The sequence below is a fragment of the Amycolatopsis tolypomycina genome (assembly GCF_900105945.1).
Lineage (GTDB): Bacteria > Actinomycetota > Actinomycetes > Mycobacteriales > Pseudonocardiaceae > Amycolatopsis > Amycolatopsis tolypomycina.
Genome location: NZ_FNSO01000004.1, coordinates 433,783 through 451,884 on the forward strand (window position 1 = coordinate 433,783; position 18,102 = coordinate 451,884).

Genomic DNA, 18,102 nt, shown 5'->3' on the forward strand with positions numbered 1-18,102 from the left:
AGGGGCAAGGTTGCATGCTGGCCCCATGACCGACCACGAGACCCTGCGCGCGCTGGCCGACGAGGGCAACGAAACCGCGCTCGACCGGCTCGCCGACCTCGCCGACGCCCGCGGAGACGTCGAGGAGCTGAGCGAGCTGCTGGACGAAGGCAGCGACCGGGCCGGGCAGCTGCTCACCCGGCGCGCGGTCGCCGCGAAGGACCTTCTGGAGCTGCAACGCATCGCCGACGCCGGCCACGATCCGGCGGGCGACGAGCTGGAGCGCCTGCTCAGGAGGTAGGGGGTTCGGGCGGCGGAGCCCCTGGCTCGGGGCGAGGCCCCAGATGTCACTGAGTGACTTCGCCGAGCCGGTACCGAGCGTAGGACCGGGCCGCTTCGCCGAGGCGCGTCGCGCCGGGGAAGGGGGCGGTAGCGGCCCGGTAACTCCACAGTCCGGCCACATAGCACGCGAACGCGGTGACAGCACTGTCCGACCGGGCCGGCCAGCCCGCCACGGTCTCCGCCCACGCCTCGGCCGCCGGCGGTTCGTGCCCGGCGGCGATCAACCGGACGACCAGGAAGGCGGTGTCCACCCAGCGTGCACCGGAGGCCGGTCGTCCCCAGTCGAGCACCCGGACCGATCCGGCGTCGTCGATCACGAGCTGGTGCTCGTGCAGGTCGGTGTGGAGCAGCGAGCCGCCGTGGACCAGGTCGGCTGCGGCGCCGGACCACTCGGTCAGCAGGTCGACGTCCCAGCCGGTAGCCGGGGCCAGGGCTGCCCAGCGGAGCCACCAGTCCGACACGCCCCAGCGTTCGCCGAGCGAGGGCGCGACTCCGCCGGGGAGTTCCCCTAATCCGGTGACGGTCGCCGCGACGACCTCCAGGTCCGCGGAGCCGGGTGACAGATCGGCCGGCCTGCCGTGAACGTACTCGAACCCGGCGACGAACCACCGGTCGTCCGCGTCCACATCCGCGCAGAACCGGACCTCCGGAGCGAAACCGGGTGCCAAGCCACTGGCAGCGACCTCGTTGCGAAGCCACCGCATCTGGGGGCTCACCCCTCGAACGCCCTTCACGAAGACGTCGTCCTGGAACACAAGTGCCGTCGAGCAGTTCTGACCTTGCTCGACGTCGCGGACGGCGGTGACCGGGCCGATGTGGCGCTGAACGGCGTCGCGGACCGCGTCCGGCAGGGCTGTCCAGGCGTATCGCTCCATCACGGCCGGACCGTAGCAGCGTCGACGAGCTGGTGGCAGCCGGTGTCGCCACTGGAGTGCGTGCACCCTTGAGTGCACTGGTGGCAGTCCGCCGGCACGGTCCACAGTGGAAGATCCACCGCGAACCCGGCGAGCCGGACGGCGATGATCGTTCGGCTCGCGGCCTCCCGGGGCGTTCGGGAGGCCGGTACGAGCCCGGTATCGGCCGGTTCGTGGTGGATGAAACGTCCTGCAACCCGCTCGCAGAAGCCCGCGTACTCGCGGGTGTACAGCAGGAACGTGTGCCAGCCGATGTCCACGACGTCGCTGGGGGCGAGCGGTTCGGTCGAGTGGGCGCAGGTGCCCAGGAACGCGAGTGCCTGGTCCATGATCCGCGCGGCGTACTCCCAGCCGACCTGGTGTTCCCGGGAGATCCGGTCGACGAGCCGCTCGAAGAGCTCATCCGGAACGAGGTCTTGCCCATTGCGTTCGTTCACGGTGCTCGCGACGTTCTTTCCGCTGTCGATTACGTCGAGTTTCGTGGTCACGCCTTGAGCGTCGATCACTGCCTGGATTTCCCACAGGGCATTCTGGAGGGCACAGACCGGCTTTCCCGGGGCAATCTACGTCGGTGTCACCTTTGGTCACAGCGCGTACACTCCACGTGATACGTGAGGGGGGCATCGGGGTGGTCACGCCGAACACAAAGCTTCGCGCTGCGCGCGAAGCGAAGCCGTCACGCGCGAATCCGGGTGAAGGTACGACTCGCGCGGAGCTTGCCGACGCCGTGAACCTGTACCTCTGGGATACCAGGAAGACCCACTACCACCTCGACGCGGACACGATCAAGCGCTACGAAAGCGGCAGGGTTGGCTGGCCGGGTGAGGCGTACCGGGAGGGACTGCGGGCGGTCCTCGATGCGGCAACGGACGCCGACCTCCCTTTCCGCCCGACGAGGCGGGGCCGCGTTCCGGCCCCTCGGGCCGTGGCAGCGCTTCCGGCCGCCGCGCCGGATCGTCCCGGCCTCGTCGAGCTCGGCTCCACTCCGGCCGGCTACCTGGCGTTGACGTCGGTCGAGACGCCGGTCCCGAAGCGGATCGGCTGGACCGATGTCGAGCACGTCCGGGCGATCACCTGCGCGGCCGCGATGTCGGAGAACCGCTTCGGCGGCGGCTTGTCCTGCGAGGCTGCCATGCAGCACCTCAGGTGGGCCGCCCGGCTCATCGATGCGCGGGCCGCCGCCGACGTGCGCGACGCCGTGTTCGAGGCAGTCGGCAACCTCAGTGGTGTGGTCGCCTTCTCCGCGTTCGACATCGCCAACCACGACGCGGCCGATCGGTGTTTCCGGTTCGCCCTGTGGTGCGCCGATCAAGGGAAGTCGTGGCCACTGCGGGCGAACACGCTCGCGGAGATGTCCCGTATGGCCGCATACCTGGGCGAAGCCGACGACGCACTGTCGCTGATCGAGTTCGCGCAGGTGCGATCGGATCGAGTGTCCGCCACGGCCCGGGCGATGTTGTGGACGATCCGCGCTCGTCTGCTCGCTTCGACCGGCCGCACGGACGAGGCGATCGCGGAGGTGGATCGTGCGGACGAGCACTTCGACGCCCGCGATCCGTCGGCTGACCCGCCGTGGCTCTGCTACTACGACGAGGCCGAACACCAGGGAAGCACGGGAAAGGCGCTCGTCCCGGTTGCACAGGCCCGGCAGGAGCCGGAGCCGGAGCCGGCGGCGCTACGTCTCGAAGCCGCCGTTCGCCTGCAGGGCGTGGACTACCCACGATCGAGGACTTTTTCGCGCATCAGGCTCGCGGCGCTGATGATGTCGACGGGTGATCCCCGCCAAGCAGCGTCTGTCGGACGGCAGGCCGTCCTCGACGCCGAGCCGCTGCGCTCTCGGCGGATCTTGAAGGAGCTCGACAACCTGGCGTCGGTCTCCGAGCGCCACTCTCGCATCGAAGACGTCGCCGCACTGCGGTGGGACATCGCCTCATTGACCCGGCACGACACCTGAGACGATCGATCACGTGAACCCGAATGCGACCACCGCCGGATCGGTGCTGGCCGGAGCGGCGCGGATCGCCGGCTTCGGCGCCGCGGGGGCTGAGCTGATCCGAGACGGATCGAACGTGATGTACCGCCTGCCGTCCGGCGTCGTAGCCCGGATCGGGCGCCCGGGTACCGGAGACACGGCTCGGCGCGAGGTTCTCGTTTCCCGGTGGCTCGACGAGGCCGGTCTGCCTGCCGTCCGGGCGTTGGCGGACGCACCGCAGCCCGTCATGATCGGCGATCGGCCGGTCACCTGGTGGGTGGCACTTCCGGCGCACCGGCCGGCAACTCCTGCCGAACTCGGCGCGGTCCTCGGCCGGTTTCACTCGCTTCCCGCGCCGCGGATTCCCGGCCTGCCCCGGCACGACCCGTTCATCGACCTCGACCGCCGGATCGGCCTGGCCACCGCACTGGATCCGGGCGACCGGACGTGGCTCGAACGCCACCTCGGGGAATTGGAACGGCGTTACCAGGACTTCGCTGACGCCGGGCCGACCGGTGTGATCCACGGAGACGCCTGGCAAGGCAACGTGGCCGTCCCGGAGACCGGCCGGCCCATCCTGCTCGACCTGGAGATGGTGTCTTTCGGTCGTTATGACTGGGATCTGGTCCAGGTCGCCGTGGATCACACCGATTTCGCGCGGATCACCACGAGTGAGTACGAGTCGTTCGTCGCCGGATATGGTGGGTACGACGTGACCAGAACGCCTGGCTATCGCACACTTGCCGACATCCAGGAACTCCGTTGGGTCGCCTTCGCCTTGAGCAAAGTCGGTACCCGGCCGGAGGCCGCAGCGCAGGCGCGGCATCGGATCGCTTGCCTCCGCGGTGACGTGTCCCGTCCTTGGTCGTGGTCTGCGCTCTAACGCGCTTCGACGGCGTTGCGGGCCAGCGCCAGGTAGGCCACCAGGGCCAGCACCGCGAATCCCGCCATGGTCGCGGCCATCGGCACCGCCGTTCCCGGCCCGCCGAGCCCGACCAGCGGTGTCGCCACCGCGCCCACCACGAACTGCAGCACCCCGAGCAACGCCGAAGCCGCCCCGGCCGAGCGGGCGTGCGACGCCAGCGCCAGCGAACTCGCGTTCGGCATCACCAGGCCGATGCTCGACACCAGCAGGAACAGCGGCACCAGCAGCAGCACCAGCGGAGCCCGCAAGAGCGCCGAAACCAGCACGAAAGCCCCGCCGAGAACCCCGAGCAGCAGCCCGGACAACAGCAGGACGCGCTCGCGGACCCGGCCCACCAGGCGGCCGTTGAGCTGACCCGCCAGCACGATCCCGACGCCGTTCACCCCGAACACCACGCTGTAGGCCTGCGGGCTGAGCCCGTACACGCCCTGCAGCGCGAACGACGACGCCGAGATGTAGGCGAACATCGACGCGAACAGCAGCCCCGACGCCAGCGCGTACCCGGCGAACGACCGGTCCAGCACCAGCCGCCCGTAGGTGCGCATCACCCGGCCGAGCCGCAGCGGCGACCGCGCGGGCGACGGCTCCGGCAGGAAGAACACCACCACGGCCAGCAGCAGCGCGCCGAACGCCGTCAGCACGACGAACACCCCGCGCCACGACGTCCAGTTCAGCAGCTGCCCGCCGATCAGCGGGGCCAGGATCGGGGCCAGGCCGCTGACCAGCATCAACGTCGAGAAGAACTTCGTCATCGCGGTCCCGGAGAACAGGTCGCGGACCGTGGCGCGCGCGATCACGATGCCCGCCGCCGCGCCGAGTGACTGCACGAACCGGGCCGCGATCAGCAGCCACGCGTCCGGGCTCAGCGCGCACAGCACCGAGCCCACGACGTACAGCACCAGCCCGGCGAGCAGCGGGCCGCGGCGGCCCAGCGCGTCCGACAGCGGCCCGAGCACCAGCTGGCCCAGCGCCAGCCCCACGATGAACGCGCTCAGCGTCAGCTGCACCGTGCTGTCCGGCGCGTGCAGGTCGGCGGCCATCCGCGGCAGCGCCGGCAGGTACATGTCGATCGACAGCGGCCCGAACGCGGTCAGGCCGCCCAGGACGAGGACGAACTTCAGCTGCGTGCGCCGGCTCGGCGCGGTACGTTCCGCCGTGATGGTCATGCCCGTCCCTTCGTGCCCTCACCCGGGACCAGCGGGGAGCGCCCCGGCGCTATTCCGGCTGTGATCGGTGACACGCCGTGATCACCCGGCCCACGAGCCGATACTGATCCGATCAATTTTGCAGCCGATTCGGCGATGACTCTGGATCGGCGGTCACTCGTGCGATATACATCGGATGTCTGGTGGTGTCGTTGAAGGGAAACATCCGTGCAGCTTGTGCGTCTCGGAGAGCCGGGGAGTGAGCGTCCGTTCGTGCGGGCCGACGACGGCACGACCTACGAACTGGGCGGCCTCACCGCCGACATCGACGGCGGCTTCCTCGCCGCGGACGGGATCGCGAGGGTCGCCGCCGCGCTCGCCGCGGGAGAGCTGCCGAAGGCTGCGGAGACCGGCCTGCGGGTCGGCGCGCCGATCGCCCAGCCCGGCAAGGTCGTCTGCATCGGCATGAACTACCGCCGGCACGCCGAGGAGACCGGCGCGACCCCGCCCACCGAGCCCGTCGTCTTCATGAAGGCGCCGGACGTCGTGGTCGGCCCGTCCGACGACGTCCTCATCCCGCGCGGCTCCACGAGCACCGACTGGGAGGTCGAGCTCGGCGTGGTCATCGGCAAGACGGCCCGCTACCTCGAGAGCGTCGACGAAGCTCTCGAGTACGTCGCCGGCTACGTCGTCTCCAACGACGTCTCCGAGCGCGCGCTGCAGTTCCGCACCGCCCAGTGGGACAAGGGCAAGTCGTGCGAGAACTTCAACCCGCTCGGCCCCGCGCTGGTCCCCGCGAGCGAAGTGCCCGACCCCCAGGACCTCGGCCTGCGCCTGTGGGTCAACGGCGAGAAGAAGCAGGACTCGTCCACCAAGGACATGATCTTCAGCGTCGCCGAGATCGTCCACCACCTCAGCCAGGTGATGGTGCTGCGCCCCGGCGACCTGATCAACACCGGCACCCCCGAAGGCGTCGCGCTCGGCCGGCCCGACCCGAAACCGTACCTGCGCGACGGCGACGTCATCGAGCTCGAAATCGACGGGCTCGGGCGGCAGCGCCAGACCGCGAGGCAGGCCTGACCATGGCGAAGATCATCGGCATGGAGGTCCTCGACGTCCGGTTCCCGACGTCGAAGGAGCTCGACGGCTCGGACGCGATGAACCCCGACCCGGACTACTCCGCCGCCTACGTCGTGCTGCACGCCGACGGCGGCCCGGACGGCTACGGCCTCGCGTTCACCATCGGCCGCGGCAACGACGTCCAGGCCGCCGCGATCCGCGCGCTCGCCCCGCACGTCGTCGGCCGGGACGTCCCCGAAGACGCGGCCGCCCTCGGCGACCTGTCCCGCACGCTCGTCGGCGACTCGCAGTTCCGCTGGCTGGGCCCGGAAAAGGGCGTCGCGCACATGGCCGTCGGCGCGATCGTCAACGCCGCGTGGGACCTCGCCGCGCGCCGCGCCGGCCTGCCGGTCTGGCAGTTCGCGGCGCGGATGACGCCCGAAGAGCTCGTCTCCCTGGTCGACTTCCGCTACCTGACCGACGCGCTCACCGAAGCCGAGGCCCTGGACATCCTGCGCCGCGCCGAACCCGGCCGGGCCGAACGCGCCGCCCAGCTGGAAAAGCACGGCTACCGCGCCTACAGCACGTCACCCGGCTGGCTCGGGTACGCGGACGCGAAACTCGTGCGGCTGGCCGAGCAGGCCGTCGCCGACGGCTTCGAGATGATCAAGCTCAAGGTCGGCGGCAACCTCGAGGACGACGTCCGCCGCATGAAACTGGCGCGGGAGACCGTCGGCCCGGACATCCGGATCGCCGTCGACGCCAACCAGCGCTGGGACGTCTCCGCCGCGGTCACCTGGATGACCGCGCTCGCGCCCTACGACCCGTACTGGATCGAGGAACCGACGTCCCCGGACGACGTCCTCGGGCACGCGGCCATCGCGCAGGCCCTCGCGCCCATCAAGATCGCCACCGGCGAGCACGTCCAGAACCGCGTGATCTTCAAGCAGCTGCTGCAGGCGAACGCCATTTCGGTGCTGCAGCTGGACGCCGCCCGCGTCGGCGGGTTCAACGAGAACCTGGCGATCCTGCTGCTGGCCGCCAAGTTCGGCATCCCGGTGTGCCCGCACGCCGGCGGCGTCGGCCTCTGCGAGCTCGTGCGGCACCTGTCGATGTTCGACTTCGTGGCGGTGTCCGGCACCGACGCGGACCGTTCGATCGAGTGGGTCGACCACCTGCACGAGCACTTCACCGACCCGGCCGTCGTCGAGCGCGGCCGGTACCTCGCCCCGACCGCACCCGGGTTCTCCGCGCGCATGCACGACGCCACGCTGCGCCGCTTCCGGTTCCCGGACGGTCCCGAGTGGACGGAGACCGCCAGTGAGTGAATTCGAAGGCCTGGTGGCCGCCGTCACCGGAGGCGCCTCGGGCATCGGCAAGGCGGCCGCGGACCTGCTGGCCGAGCGCGGCGCGCAGGTGGCGGTCCTCGACCTGAAACCGGGCGACGACGGCTTCCGCTGCGACGTCGGCTCCGATCAGGAAGTCCGCGAAGCGATCGATGCCGTCGTCGAGCGCTTCGGACGCCTCGACATCCTGGTCAACAACGCGGGCATCGGCGCGCAGGGCGACGTCAGCGCCAACGACGACGACGAATGGCACCGCGTGTTCGACGTCAACGTCGTCGGCATGGTCCGGCTCGCCCGCGCTGCGCTGCCGCACCTGAAGAACTCGCCGTCCGCGGCGATCGTCAACACCTGCTCCATCGCGGCCTGGGCCGGCCTGCCCAACCGCGCGCTCTACTCGGCCACCAAGGGTGCGGTGCTCTCGCTGACCCTGGCCATGGCGACCGACCACCTGCCCGACCGGATCCGCGTCAACTGCGTGTGCCCGGGCACGGCGGACACCCCGTGGGTGGGCCGGCTCCTCGACGCCGCCGAAGACCCGGCGGCCGAACGCGCGGCCCTCGCCGCCCGCCAGCCGATGGGCAGGCTGGTGACCGCGGACGAGGTCGCCAACGCGATCGCCTACCTGGCGAGCCCCCGCTCCGCCTCGACCACCGGCACCGCCCTCGCGGTCGACGGCGGCATGTACGGCCTGCGTCCTCGCGGCCCGGTTTCCCACCAGTAGAACTTGATTCCCGCCGTCATCAAGGAGGATGCTGTGCGTACGAAGGTGATCAAGGTGGCCGCCGTCGCCGCCTGCGGTCTGGTATTGGCCGCCTGTGGGTCCACGAAGGACAACGCGTCGGCACCCGCGGCGGGTGGCGGCGCCGGCGGCAAGGTCGGCGCGACCCTGCCCCTGCTGACCTCGCCGTTCTGGCAGGCCTACAACAACTACGTGCCCAAGATGGCGAAGGAAGAAGGCGTCGACGTCCTCCCGACGGTCAACGCCGACAGCGACCCCGCGAAGCTGATCACCGACATCGGCACCTTCCTCAACCAGGGCGTCAAGGGCCTGGTCGTGACGCCGCTGGACTCGGCGGCCATCGTCGCCGGGCTCAAGCAGGCCGAGAACAAGGGCGTGCCGGTGGTCGCGGTCGACGTCGCCCCCGAAGGCGGCAAGGTCGCCATGGTGGTGCGGGCCGACAACAAGGCCTACGGCACCAAGGCCTGCGAAGCGATCGGCGAGAAGGTCAAGTCCGGCAAGGTCGTGCAGATCATGGGCGACCTGGCTTCGGTCAACGGCCGCGACCGCTCGGAAGCCTTCCGCGACTGCATGAAGGCCAAGTACCCCGGCATCCAGGTGCTGGAGATCCCGGCCGAGTGGAAGGCCGACAAGGCGTCCGCCGGCCTGGACAGCATGCTGACCGCCAACCCGGACATCAAGGGCGTCTACATGCAGGCCGGCGGCGTCTACCTGGCCCCGACCGAGCAGGCGCTCAAGCGCAAGAACCTGTTCTTCCCGGTGGGCGACCCGAAGCACATCGTGCTCGTCTCCAACGACGGCATCCCGCAGGAACTGGCCGCGATCCGTGCGGGTGAGCTCGACGCGACCGTGTCCCAGCCGGCCGACGCCTACGCGAAGTACGGCCTGTACTGGCTGAAGAAGGCCATGGCGGGCGAGACGTTCAAGGCCGGGCCGACCGACCACGGCAGCACCATCGTCGAGATCAGCCCCGGCATCCTCGAGGACCAGCTGCCCGCGCCCGTCATCACCAAGGACAACGTGGACGACAAGGCCCTCTGGGGGAACAACCTGTGACAGTGCCGTCCGCCAGCGGGGTGGTCAGCGCCCGCGGCGTCGGGAAGCGCTACGGCCCGACCGTGGCGCTGCACGACGTCAGCCTCACCGTGCACCCCGGCGAGTCGCACGCGCTCGTCGGGCGCAACGGGGCAGGCAAGTCGACGCTCGTCTCCATCCTCACCGGCCTGTCCGCCACGGACACCGGGCACGTCGAGTTCGGCGGCGAGCCGGCCCCACCGCTGTCCAAACAGGACGACTGGAAGGCGCGCGTCGCCTGCGTGTACCAGCACGCGATGGTCGTCCCGCAGCTCACCGTCGCCGAGAACCTGTTCCTCAACCGGCAGGCGGGCGGCGGGTTCTCGATCGGCTGGAAGTCGCTGCGGCGCAAGGCCCGCGAGCTGCTGGACTCGTGGGACGTGCACGTCGACGTCGACACCCCGGCCGGGGACCTCTCGGTCGAGGACCGGCAGTTCGTCGAGATCGCCCGCGCGCTGTCCTACGGCGCCCGGTTCATCGTCCTCGACGAGCCGACCGCGCAGCTCGACAGCCAGGCCATCGAGCGGCTCTTCGAGCGGATGCGCCAGATGCAGGCGGGCGGGGTGACGTTCCTGTTCATCTCGCACCACCTGCACGAGGTCTACGAGGTCTGCCAGGCGGTGACCGTGCTGCGCGACGCGAAGCACGTGCTCACCGCGCCGGTGGCCGAGGTCGGGAAGGCGCAGCTGGTCGACGCGATGACCGGCGAGCCGGGCGGCCTGTCGGTCCGGGACGCCGCTTCCCGGGAGTCCCTGGCAGCGGATGCCGCGGAGATCCTTGCGGTGGCCGGGCTGTCCGGCGACGGCTTCCACGACGTCTCCTTCCGGCTGCGCCGCGGCGAGGTCGTCGGGCTCGCGGGCAGCAACGCCAGCGGCAAGCACCAGGTCGCCGAGACGGTCTACGGCCTGCGGACGCCGTCGGCGGGCACGATCCGCGTCGACGGCAAGCCGCTGCGGCCGGGTGACATCCCGGCGGCCCTGCGGGCCGGGATCGGGTGCGTGCCCCGCGACCGGCACCACGAAGGCCTGGTCCTCGAGCACTCGATCGCGGACAACGCGACGATGTCCATTTTGGACAAGCTGGGCCGCGGCGGGATCGCGTCCCCGTCGACGCGGTACGCGAAGGCGGCCCAGGCGCTGAAGGACTACGACATCGTGGCCGCAGGTGCCGACCAGCCGGTGTCGGACCTCTCCGGCGGCAACCAGCAGAAAGTCGTGCTGGCGCGCGCGTTGCTGAGCGACCCGCGGGTGGTCGTGCTGATCAACCCGACCGCGGGCGTGGACGTGAAGTCGAAGGAGGCGCTGCTCGCGGTCGTCGACCGGGTGCGCGCCGAGGGCAAGGCGGTGCTGATCGTCAGCGACGAGCTGGACGACCTGCGCCTGAGCGACCGCGTCCTGGTGCTGCGCGCCGGGGCCGTCGTCGCCGAACACCAGGCCGGGTGGTCCGACGGCGACCTCGTGGCCGACATCGAAGGAGTCGAGCTTTCGTGACCGACGTGATGACCTCGCCCCAGACTTCGCTGCCGGCGCCACCCCGGCGTCGCAAGGCCGTCTGGCTGCGTGAACTCGCCCTGCTGCCCGCCCTGGTCGTCGTGTTCGTGATCGGCGGCCTGGTCGACGACACGTTCGTCGGCTGGAGCAACATCGTCAGCATCCTGACCGCGTCGGCCGCGCTGTCGCTGGTCGTGCTCGGCGAGTCGCTGGTGCTGATCACCGGCAAGTTCGACCTGTCGCTGGAATCGACGATGGGCCTGGCGCCGGCGCTCGGCGCGATGGTCGTGCTCCCGGCGGCTTCGGCGGGCTTCGGCATGGAGCTGCCCGCCGCGGCCGGCCTGCTGGTGATCCCGCTGTGCGGCGCGCTCGTCGGGTTCGTCAACGGCTTCCTGATCGTGAAGCTGAAGCTGAACGCCTTCATCGTCACCCTCGCCATGCTCACCGTGCTGCGCGGGGTGCAGGTCGGCTCGACCAAGGGCAAGACGCTGTTCAACCTGCCGGACTCGTTCACCAACCTGGCGACGACGACGTTCCTCGGCCTGCCGATGTCGGTGTGGCTGGCGGCTCTGCTGTTCGCCGTGGCCGGCTGGGTGCTGCGCTACCACCGCGTCGGCCGCGCGCTGTACGCGATCGGCGGCAACCGCGAAGCCGCGCGGGCGGCGGGTGTGCGCGTCGACCGGATCGCGTGGGCGGTGTTCGTCGTCGCCGGGATCCTGGCGGCGATCGGCGGGCTCGCGTACACGGGCTATGTCGGCGCGCTGGGCGCGAACCAGGGCTCCGGGATGATCCTGCAGGTGTTCGCGGCGGCGGTGATCGGCGGCGTCTCCCTCGACGGCGGCAAGGGCACCCTGGTCGGCGCGCTGACCGGCGTCCTGCTGCTGTCGTCGGTGTCCAGCCTGCTCAACTACGCGCACGTCACGGCGGAGTGGCAGGGGGCGATCTACGGCGCCATCATCCTGGTCGCGCTGATCATCGCCCGGTACGCCGGTGGGAAGCCACAGACCTGACACTCGCCGCGTGAAGATCCGACGTGTTCCGGAGGTAGGCGTGCTACGAGGCTTCCGCGGCCGGCTCGGCGTCTGCGTCCGGCACCGTCGGGTCGTCCGCGGTGCCCAGGGCGTTGCGCAGCCACTGCTCGACGCCAGCGACGTGCACGGTCGCCCACGAGCGGGCCAGTTCCGGCTCGCGGGCGGCGATGGCCTCGTAGATCGCCGTGTGCTGTTCGCGGGTCTTCGCGACCGCGCCCTCCTGGGTGAGGCCGCGCCAGATCCGGGCGCGCGCGGTCGGCCCGGAGAGGCTGTCGAGCAGCGAGCACAGCACCGGGTTGCCCGAGCCGTCGGCGATCTTGCGGTGGAACTGCAGGTCGTTGGCGACCAGCGCCTCCACGGTCGGCGCGTCCTCCAGCTCGTGGAGCAGCGCGCCCAGCTCCGCGATGTCCGCGTCGCTCATGTGCAGCGCGGCCAGCGCGGTCGCGGCGGGCTCCAGGATCCGGCGCACGGCCAGGAAGTCGAGGACGGTGTCGTCGCGGTGGAAGTCGACCACGAACGTCATGGCGTCGAGCAGCAGGTTCGGCTCGAGGCTGGTGACGTAGGTGCCGTCGCCCTGGCGGACGTCGAGGACCCTGATCAGGCACAACGCCTTGACGGCCTCGCGCAGGGAGCTGCGCGAGAGCCCGAGCCGCTGGGCCAGCTCGGCCTCCTTCGGCAGCCGGTCGCCTGGCGCCAGCTCGCCGGAGATGATCATGTCCTTGATCTTGTCGATCGCGACATCGGTGACGGGCATCGTGTCGGCCTTCCCCTGCAGCAGACCTCGGATGTTTCGGTGTTCCTCCCCAGCGTGCCATGTCCCGGCGCGGGAGGGGCGCCGACCCACCAGCGCCCACCGCAACGTGTCGCCCGGCCGGAGCCGGGGCGTAACGGACCCGGCCTCCGCCACGTCCTCGAAGTCGACGACTGCACGGCGATGCCGCCGGTGAAGGAGTGACCGCGTTGGAACTCTCCCTGTCCCCGCTGGGGCTCGGCTGCGCGCAGCTGGGCAACCTCTACCACGCGATCAGCGACGAGACGGCGTTCGCGACCGTCCGGCGCGCGTGGGACGAGGGCGTCCGCTACTTCGACACCGCGCCGCACTACGGCCTCGGCCTCTCGGAGATCCGGCTCGGCGCCGCGCTGCGCGAGTACCCGCGGGCCGAGTACGTGCTCTCGACGAAGGTCGGCCGCGTGCTGGAGCCGAACCCGGCGGGCGCCGGCGCCCGCGACGACCAGGGCTTCGCCGTCCCGGCCGCCTACAAGCGCCGCTGGGACTTCAGCCGCGACGGCGTCCTGCGGTCCCTCGACGACAGCCTGACGCGGCTCGGGCTCGACCGCGTCGACATCGTCTACGTCCACGACCCTGACGACCACTTCGAGGAGGCGCTGTCGGGGGCGTTCCCGGCGTTGCGCGAGCTGCGGGAGCAGGGCGTGATCCGCGCGTTCGGGGCCGGCATGAACCAAGCACCGATGCTCGCCGAGTTCGTCCGCCGCACCGACCTCGACGTCCTGCTGGTGGCCGGCCGCTACACGCTGCTCGACCAGCCCGCGCTGGACGAGCTGTTCCCGCTCTGCGCCGAGCGGGACGTCCGCGTGGTGGCCGGGGGCGCGTTCAACGGCGGCATCCTGGCCACGGCGCAACCCGGCCGCGTCTACGACTACGCCGAAGCGCCGGCGGAGCTGGTCGAGCGGGCCGGGCGGATCGCGGCGATCTGCGCGCGCCACGGCGTCGAGCTGCCGGAAGCGGCGCTGGCGCTGCCGATGGCGCACCCGGTGGTCGAGTCCGTGGTCGTCGGCGCGCACGATCCGGACCAGGTCACCGTGAACGCGCGGCGGGCGCGGGCGGTCGTGCCGCCTGCGCTGTGGACCGACCTGGTCGACGCCGGCCTGCTGCGCGCCGACGTCGTCATCGCCGAAGGAGTCTCATGATCGACGCGCACCACCACCTGTGGGACCCCGCGCGGCGCGAGTACCCGTGGCTGGCGGGCACGGCCATGGACCCGATCCGCCGCCCGTACACGGTCGACGACCTGCGCGCGGTGACGAAGGCGGCGGGCGTGCACGCGACCGTCCTGGTCCAGACGGTCTCCTCGGCCGAGGAGACGGCGGAGTTCCTGGCGACGGCGGCCGCGGAACCGGTCATCGCGGGCGTGGTCGGCTGGGTCGACCTCACCGCCGGGGACGTCGCCGACCGGCTGGCCGCGCTCGACGGCCCGCTCGTCGGCGTCCGCCACCAGGTCGAGAACGAGCCGGACGACGACTGGCTGCTGCGGCCCGAGGTGCTGGCGGGGCTGAGCGCGGTGGCGGCCGCGGGCCTGGCGTTCGACCTGCTGGTCCGGCCCGCGCAGCTGCCCGCGGCGACCGAAGTGGCGTTGCGCCTGCCCCAGCTGCGCCTGGTCCTCGACCACGCGGCGAAGCCCCCGATCGCGGCGGGGGAGTGGGAACCGTGGGCGTCCGGCGTGGCCGCGCTGGCGGCGCGCGAGAACGTCGTGTGCAAGCTGTCCGGCCTGGTCACCGAGGCGGACTGGACGGGCTGGGAGGTCGGGCACCTGCGCCGGTACGTCGACCACGTCCTCGACGTGTTCGGTCCGGAGCGCCTGCTGTTCGGCTCGGACTGGCCGGTCTGCGAGCTGGCGGCGTCCTACGAAGTGGTCCTCGACGCGGCGATCGCGTGCACGGGCTCGCTGTCGGACGCCGAGCGACTGGCCGTCTTCGAGCACAACGCCCGGACGGCGTACGGGCTGGACGCGGGCGGGGACACCTCCTCCAGGGGGTAAAAAAGGTCTCCCCGCCCGCCCGCGATGTGGTCTCCTCAGAACTCTTCGTCGCGGATCATGCCGCGCAGCCGGGTCAGGGCGCGGTGCTGCGTCACGCGGACGTTGCCGGGGGAGATCCCCAGCGCTTCGGCGGTTTCGGTCGCCGAGAAGCCGACGGCGATGCGCAGGGTCAGGATCTCCTGCTGCACCCGGGGGAGGGAGGCGAGCAGCCGGCCGAGGCGCGCACCGAGGTCGAGGTGCAGCGCGTGCGACTCGGGCTCGTTGCCGGAGACCAGCGGGCGCTCCGGGAGCTCGGGGACGGGCTCGGAGCGGTCGCGGGCGACGGCGCGGTAGGCGTCGGCGACCTTGTTGGCCGCGATCGCGTGGACCAGGTAGAGGAAGGAACCGCCGCGGTCCTGGTAGTCCGGCAGCGCCTTGAGCACCGCGAGGCAGACTTCCTGGGCGACGTCGTCGGCCGACAGGTAGGAGAGGTCGCGGCCGCCCATGCGCGCGCGGCAGTAGCGGACCACCACCGGCTCGATCATCTGCAGCAGCGAGTGGATCGCCGCCGGGTTGCCCTCGCCCGCGTCCTTGACGAGGGGGTCGAGGTCCTCCTTGGTGAGCCGTCCGCCCGGGCGGGGCATGGACTCGGGGGTGCGATAATCGCGAAGGCTGGAAGCGGATTCTTCGGTGGTCCTCGGCGGTGCTGTCATGGTCGTCTCCCCGGCCGACCCTCGACCGTCGCTGCCGGGGGTTCAACACTCCGTAACTGATCCATCGCAGATGCTCCGGTGGATCGGGGCGGATCTGCGGTCCGTGCGACGCAGGGTAATCGTAAGCACCTCCAGGCGGGTCAATCCAGATTTCAACGACCAATACCCCGTTAGCAGTATCGACCGTGATGTTCCCGCGACCCGCCCCCGCACATTGCGATTAATCGGTTTCAGGATGTGCCGAGTTCACTCGTCAGTGGAAGATGAGCACGGAAGCGGCCGTCGCGGTCACGGCGAGCGACACGATGGCGGGCAGTACGCGGCTCGGCGGACCCGGTTCGGCGGCGCGCAAGGCCCGTTCGCGGTGCATTCCGATGCCTGCGAGCAGGGCAGATGTCCCCGCGGCGAGCAAGGCGGGGACCACCGTGCCACCCCAATGGCGCTGGGCGGCGGCGTGCAGGAGCAGTACCGTGCAGGCAGCCGACGCCAGTGCGGTGCGCCGCCAGGCGAGCCCGGTGCGCTCGGCCTGGGCGCCGTCCGGGGTGGTCACGACCCGTCCCGCGGCGGCCTGACGGTATTTCTGCCGTCACGATAATCGCGAACCGGCGGTATTCGCGCCGGGAGGTGCCGGAGGTGCCGGTCGTCGGTGGCGCTCCGGGCACTTCGCCGGGAATGAGCGGCGGTTTTCCCGGTCGTCACCGTCCGCTGCCTTCCGTGTCACTCACGAGACCACCAGGAGGACAGCGGCGGCGACGGTGAGCGCGAGCAGCCCGCCGGTGAGCACGAGGATCATCCAGCTGCGCGGCAGCGGTTCGCCGGCCCGCATGGCGATCTGCACCCGCCGCCACCGCGGGTACGCGGTCGCGGCGAGGACCGCGGCGAGCACGACGCACAGCCCGGCGAGCACCGCGCTCGCCGCGGCCGGCGAGGGCACCAGCTGGTGCACGGCCACGCCGCCGGCCAGGAGGCCGAGCGCGGTGCGGAGCCAGGCCAGGAAGGTGCGTTCGTTGGCCAGCGTGAAGCGGTAGTCCGGTTCGGCGCCGCCCGAGTGGGGCTTGACGTCGTCCGGCTCGAGGTCGTTCGGGGCCACGTCCGCAGACGCTAGCCGGTGTGGGCGGCCACGACCGGTTCGGTGCGGTGCGCGAAAACCCACCAGCGCAGCACCGCGAACCGCACGATCCCGCCGACCAGGCTGGCCAGCAGCAGCGCGCCGGTTTCCTCCCACGACGTCGGCCGCTCGACGAAGGCGTCGAGGAGGGCCAGCACGGCCGAGCCGTACAGCGCGTAGAAGACGAAGGTGAGCAGATCCTGCAGGTGCCGCTTCCCGGCGTTGCTGGGCCGCCCGGAGAAGGTGACGCGCCGGTGGAACTCGGTGTTGCCGACCGTGGTGACCGCGATCGCGACCAGGTTCGCCACCTGGGCGCCGAGTTCGTCGCGCAGCAGCAGGAACAGGACGGCCTGGAGACCCGTTGTCACGACGCCGGCCACGACGTACCACGCGGCGTGCGTGCCGAGTTCGTGGTGTCGGTCGGGGTCGGTGGCGAGCAGCCGGTGCTCCGGTGCCCACCTGGGGGTGGCCATGATCCCAACCTACCTTGCGTTCACAAACTTGTGAATGTGTTAAACCCTGTGATCCCTGCGACACTGCGGGGGTTTCGCGGCCCCGCCGCCCGGGGTAGGTCATCGAGGACGAGATGTTCCCCGACGTGCCCGGGAGGGCCAGTGAGTGACCGTGACTCGGCCGAACCGCAGAGCCTGAGCCCCAGCGAGGCGCTGGACGAGGACGAGCTGCGCGTGGACGCGCTCGAGGAGGGCATCGAGCCGCCCGAGCACTGGAGTGCCGCGAACCGCCACGGGACGACGCCGCGCGAAATCCGCGAGGGCGAGCCGATGGACCAGCGCCTGGCCGAAGAGGTGCCCGACGCCGAGCCGGAGCCGGTCCCGGAGCGCCCCCTCGCGGCCACACCGGCGGCGGAGCTCGACGAAACGATCGAGGACGCCCCGCCCGACTTCGAGCCGGTGGTGCCGGAGGACACGGTGCCTCGCCGCCATTCGAACCAGGGTCGCCGCGAGACGACGGACTACGCGGGCGAATCGGTGGCGGACGCCATCCGGGCGGCGCGGCAGGGCTGATCCGCTCAGACTGCACGTCCGTTCGGACGCCCCTAGCGTGGGGAAAACATCGGACCGCGACGAAGGGAAGGCCGAAAAATGCTGACCGTGACCGAAGCCGCCGCCGAGGCGATCACCGCGTTGACGAGCCAGGGCGAGGGCGAAGCCGGACTCCGCCTGGCGGTCCAGAACGCCGACGGCGAGAGCGCCCAGCTGGCCCTGTCGGTGGCCCCCGAGCCGGCGGAGGGCGACAGCGTGCTGGGGGCGGAGGAGGGACCCAAGGTGTTCCTCGAACCCCAGGCAGCGGCCCTCCTGGACGACAAGGTGCTCGACGTCCAGGAGGACGAAGCCGGCGGCGTGGCATTCGCGGTGCTGCCCCAGCACACAAGCTGACCGCGGCGGGCGGGCCTTTCGCTCATCGGGGTGCGGAAGGTCCGTTCGCTCGCGGGCGCGCTCGTCCCGGTGCACTGAAAGACTCTTTCAGTGCGTCCGACGTCATGAAAGG

At 71.1% G+C, this 18,102-nt stretch carries 21 protein-coding genes; 13 read left to right on the top strand and 8 right to left on the bottom strand.

The features are described from left to right. Positions 1-25: 25 nt before the first annotated feature. The gene (locus tag BLW76_RS12645; protein ID WP_091306506.1) at positions 26-280 is read left to right on the top strand and encodes a hypothetical protein; all 255 of its coding nucleotides are present in this window, start codon (positions 26-28) and stop codon (positions 278-280) included. A 46-nt stretch (positions 281-326) separates the two neighbouring features. On the opposite strand, the gene BLW76_RS12650 is transcribed toward BLW76_RS12645, so the two are convergent. After that, positions 327-1,196, bottom strand: a complete 870-nt coding sequence (locus BLW76_RS12650; RefSeq protein WP_091306508.1) for a phosphotransferase family protein — start codon at positions 1,194-1,196, stop codon at positions 327-329. Further along, entirely contained in the window at positions 1,196-1,723 is a 528-nt protein-coding gene (locus tag BLW76_RS12655) for a glycine-rich domain-containing protein (RefSeq protein ID WP_244170147.1), read from the bottom strand. The genes BLW76_RS12650 and BLW76_RS12655 overlap by 1 nt, the downstream gene beginning before the upstream one ends. Before the next feature lie 140 nt (positions 1,724-1,863). On the opposite strand from BLW76_RS12655, the gene BLW76_RS12660 reads away from it, so the two are divergent. Together BLW76_RS12660 and BLW76_RS12665 are read left to right on the top strand one after the other, a co-directional pair. Continuing rightward, positions 1,864-3,189: an NsdA family TPR-like regulatory protein gene (locus tag BLW76_RS12660; protein ID WP_208613281.1), complete on the top strand. Its 1,326-nt coding sequence runs from the start codon at positions 1,864-1,866 to the stop codon at positions 3,187-3,189. Between the two features lie 13 nt (positions 3,190-3,202). Beyond that, positions 3,203-4,090, top strand: a complete 888-nt coding sequence (locus tag BLW76_RS12665; protein WP_091306512.1) for a phosphotransferase enzyme family protein — start codon at positions 3,203-3,205, stop codon at positions 4,088-4,090. Here the strand turns inward: BLW76_RS12665 and BLW76_RS12670 are convergent. Continuing rightward, positions 4,087-5,298 carry a multidrug effflux MFS transporter gene (locus BLW76_RS12670; protein ID WP_091306515.1) on the bottom strand — a complete coding sequence of 404 codons (1,212 nt, stop codon included), beginning with the start codon at positions 5,296-5,298 and terminating at the stop codon, positions 4,087-4,089. The genes BLW76_RS12665 and BLW76_RS12670 overlap by 4 nt on opposite strands. A 207-nt stretch (positions 5,299-5,505) precedes the next feature. On the opposite strand from BLW76_RS12670, the gene BLW76_RS12675 reads away from it, so the two are divergent. The 6 genes from BLW76_RS12675 to BLW76_RS12700 are packed head-to-tail and all read left to right on the top strand — an operon-like array spanning position 5,506 to position 11,995. Beyond that, positions 5,506-6,357 (top strand): fumarylacetoacetate hydrolase family protein, encoded by an 852-nt coding sequence (locus BLW76_RS12675; RefSeq protein WP_091306517.1) that lies wholly within the window; start codon positions 5,506-5,508, stop codon positions 6,355-6,357. A gap of 2 nt (positions 6,358-6,359) precedes the next feature. Next, positions 6,360-7,664, top strand: coding sequence for an enolase C-terminal domain-like protein (locus tag BLW76_RS12680; RefSeq protein ID WP_091306519.1), 1,305 nt, complete (start codon positions 6,360-6,362; stop codon positions 7,662-7,664). Then, positions 7,657-8,403 carry an SDR family NAD(P)-dependent oxidoreductase gene (locus BLW76_RS12685; protein ID WP_091306521.1) on the top strand — a complete coding sequence of 249 codons (747 nt, stop codon included), beginning with the start codon at positions 7,657-7,659 and terminating at the stop codon, positions 8,401-8,403. Before BLW76_RS12680 ends, BLW76_RS12685 begins: the two co-directional genes overlap by 8 nt. Positions 8,404-8,436: 33 nt before the next feature. Next, positions 8,437-9,477 (top strand): sugar ABC transporter substrate-binding protein, encoded by a 1,041-nt coding sequence (locus BLW76_RS12690; RefSeq protein ID WP_167384587.1) that lies wholly within the window; start codon positions 8,437-8,439, stop codon positions 9,475-9,477. Further along, positions 9,474-10,985, top strand: a complete 1,512-nt coding sequence (locus BLW76_RS12695) for a sugar ABC transporter ATP-binding protein (RefSeq protein ID WP_091306524.1) — start codon at positions 9,474-9,476, stop codon at positions 10,983-10,985. Before BLW76_RS12690 ends, BLW76_RS12695 begins: the two co-directional genes overlap by 4 nt. Next, complete coding sequence (locus tag BLW76_RS12700) at positions 10,982-11,995, top strand: ABC transporter permease (protein ID WP_091306527.1); 1,014 nt, start codon at positions 10,982-10,984, stop codon at positions 11,993-11,995. Before BLW76_RS12695 ends, BLW76_RS12700 begins: the two co-directional genes overlap by 4 nt. A gap of 43 nt (positions 11,996-12,038) precedes the next feature. Here the strand turns inward: BLW76_RS12700 and BLW76_RS12705 are convergent, their stop codons facing one another. Continuing rightward, on the bottom strand, positions 12,039-12,770 hold the full coding sequence (locus BLW76_RS12705; RefSeq protein WP_091306530.1) for a FadR/GntR family transcriptional regulator: 732 nt from the start codon (positions 12,768-12,770) through the stop codon (positions 12,039-12,041). 206 nt (positions 12,771-12,976) lie between these two features. Here BLW76_RS12705 and BLW76_RS12710 point away from each other — a divergent pair, with 206 nt between their 5' ends. Beyond that, positions 12,977-13,945, top strand: coding sequence for an aldo/keto reductase (locus tag BLW76_RS12710; RefSeq protein ID WP_091306533.1), 969 nt, complete (start codon positions 12,977-12,979; stop codon positions 13,943-13,945). Next, positions 13,942-14,793 carry an amidohydrolase family protein gene (locus BLW76_RS12715; protein WP_091306536.1) on the top strand — a complete coding sequence of 284 codons (852 nt, stop codon included), beginning with the start codon at positions 13,942-13,944 and terminating at the stop codon, positions 14,791-14,793. The genes BLW76_RS12710 and BLW76_RS12715 overlap by 4 nt, the downstream gene beginning before the upstream one ends. 35 nt (positions 14,794-14,828) lie before the next feature. On the opposite strand, the gene shbA is transcribed toward BLW76_RS12715, so the two are convergent. The 4 genes from shbA to BLW76_RS12735 form a co-directional block, all read right to left on the bottom strand. Beyond that, positions 14,829-15,416, bottom strand: coding sequence for an RNA polymerase sigma factor ShbA (gene shbA, locus BLW76_RS12720; RefSeq protein ID WP_091306537.1), 588 nt, complete (start codon positions 15,414-15,416; stop codon positions 14,829-14,831). Positions 15,417-15,738: 322 nt separating this feature from the next. Then, a complete protein-coding gene (locus BLW76_RS12725; protein WP_091306540.1) occupies positions 15,739-16,035 on the bottom strand; it encodes a DUF202 domain-containing protein in 297 nt (98 codons plus the stop codon). A 171-nt stretch (positions 16,036-16,206) separates the two neighbouring features. Further along, the gene (locus tag BLW76_RS12730; RefSeq protein ID WP_091306541.1) at positions 16,207-16,575 is read right to left on the bottom strand and encodes a YidH family protein; all 369 of its coding nucleotides are present in this window, start codon (positions 16,573-16,575) and stop codon (positions 16,207-16,209) included. A gap of 11 nt (positions 16,576-16,586) precedes the next feature. After that, positions 16,587-17,066 carry a GtrA family protein gene (locus tag BLW76_RS12735; protein WP_091306544.1) on the bottom strand — a complete coding sequence of 160 codons (480 nt, stop codon included), beginning with the start codon at positions 17,064-17,066 and terminating at the stop codon, positions 16,587-16,589. Between the two features lie 141 nt (positions 17,067-17,207). Here BLW76_RS12735 and BLW76_RS12740 point away from each other — a divergent pair, with 141 nt between their 5' ends. Beyond that, a complete protein-coding gene (locus tag BLW76_RS12740) occupies positions 17,208-17,618 on the top strand; it encodes a hypothetical protein (RefSeq protein WP_091306546.1) in 411 nt (136 codons plus the stop codon). A gap of 78 nt (positions 17,619-17,696) precedes the next feature. Further along, positions 17,697-17,990 (top strand): iron-sulfur cluster biosynthesis family protein, encoded by a 294-nt coding sequence (locus tag BLW76_RS12745; protein ID WP_003070074.1) that lies wholly within the window; start codon positions 17,697-17,699, stop codon positions 17,988-17,990. Positions 17,991-18,102: the final 112 nt, after the last annotated feature.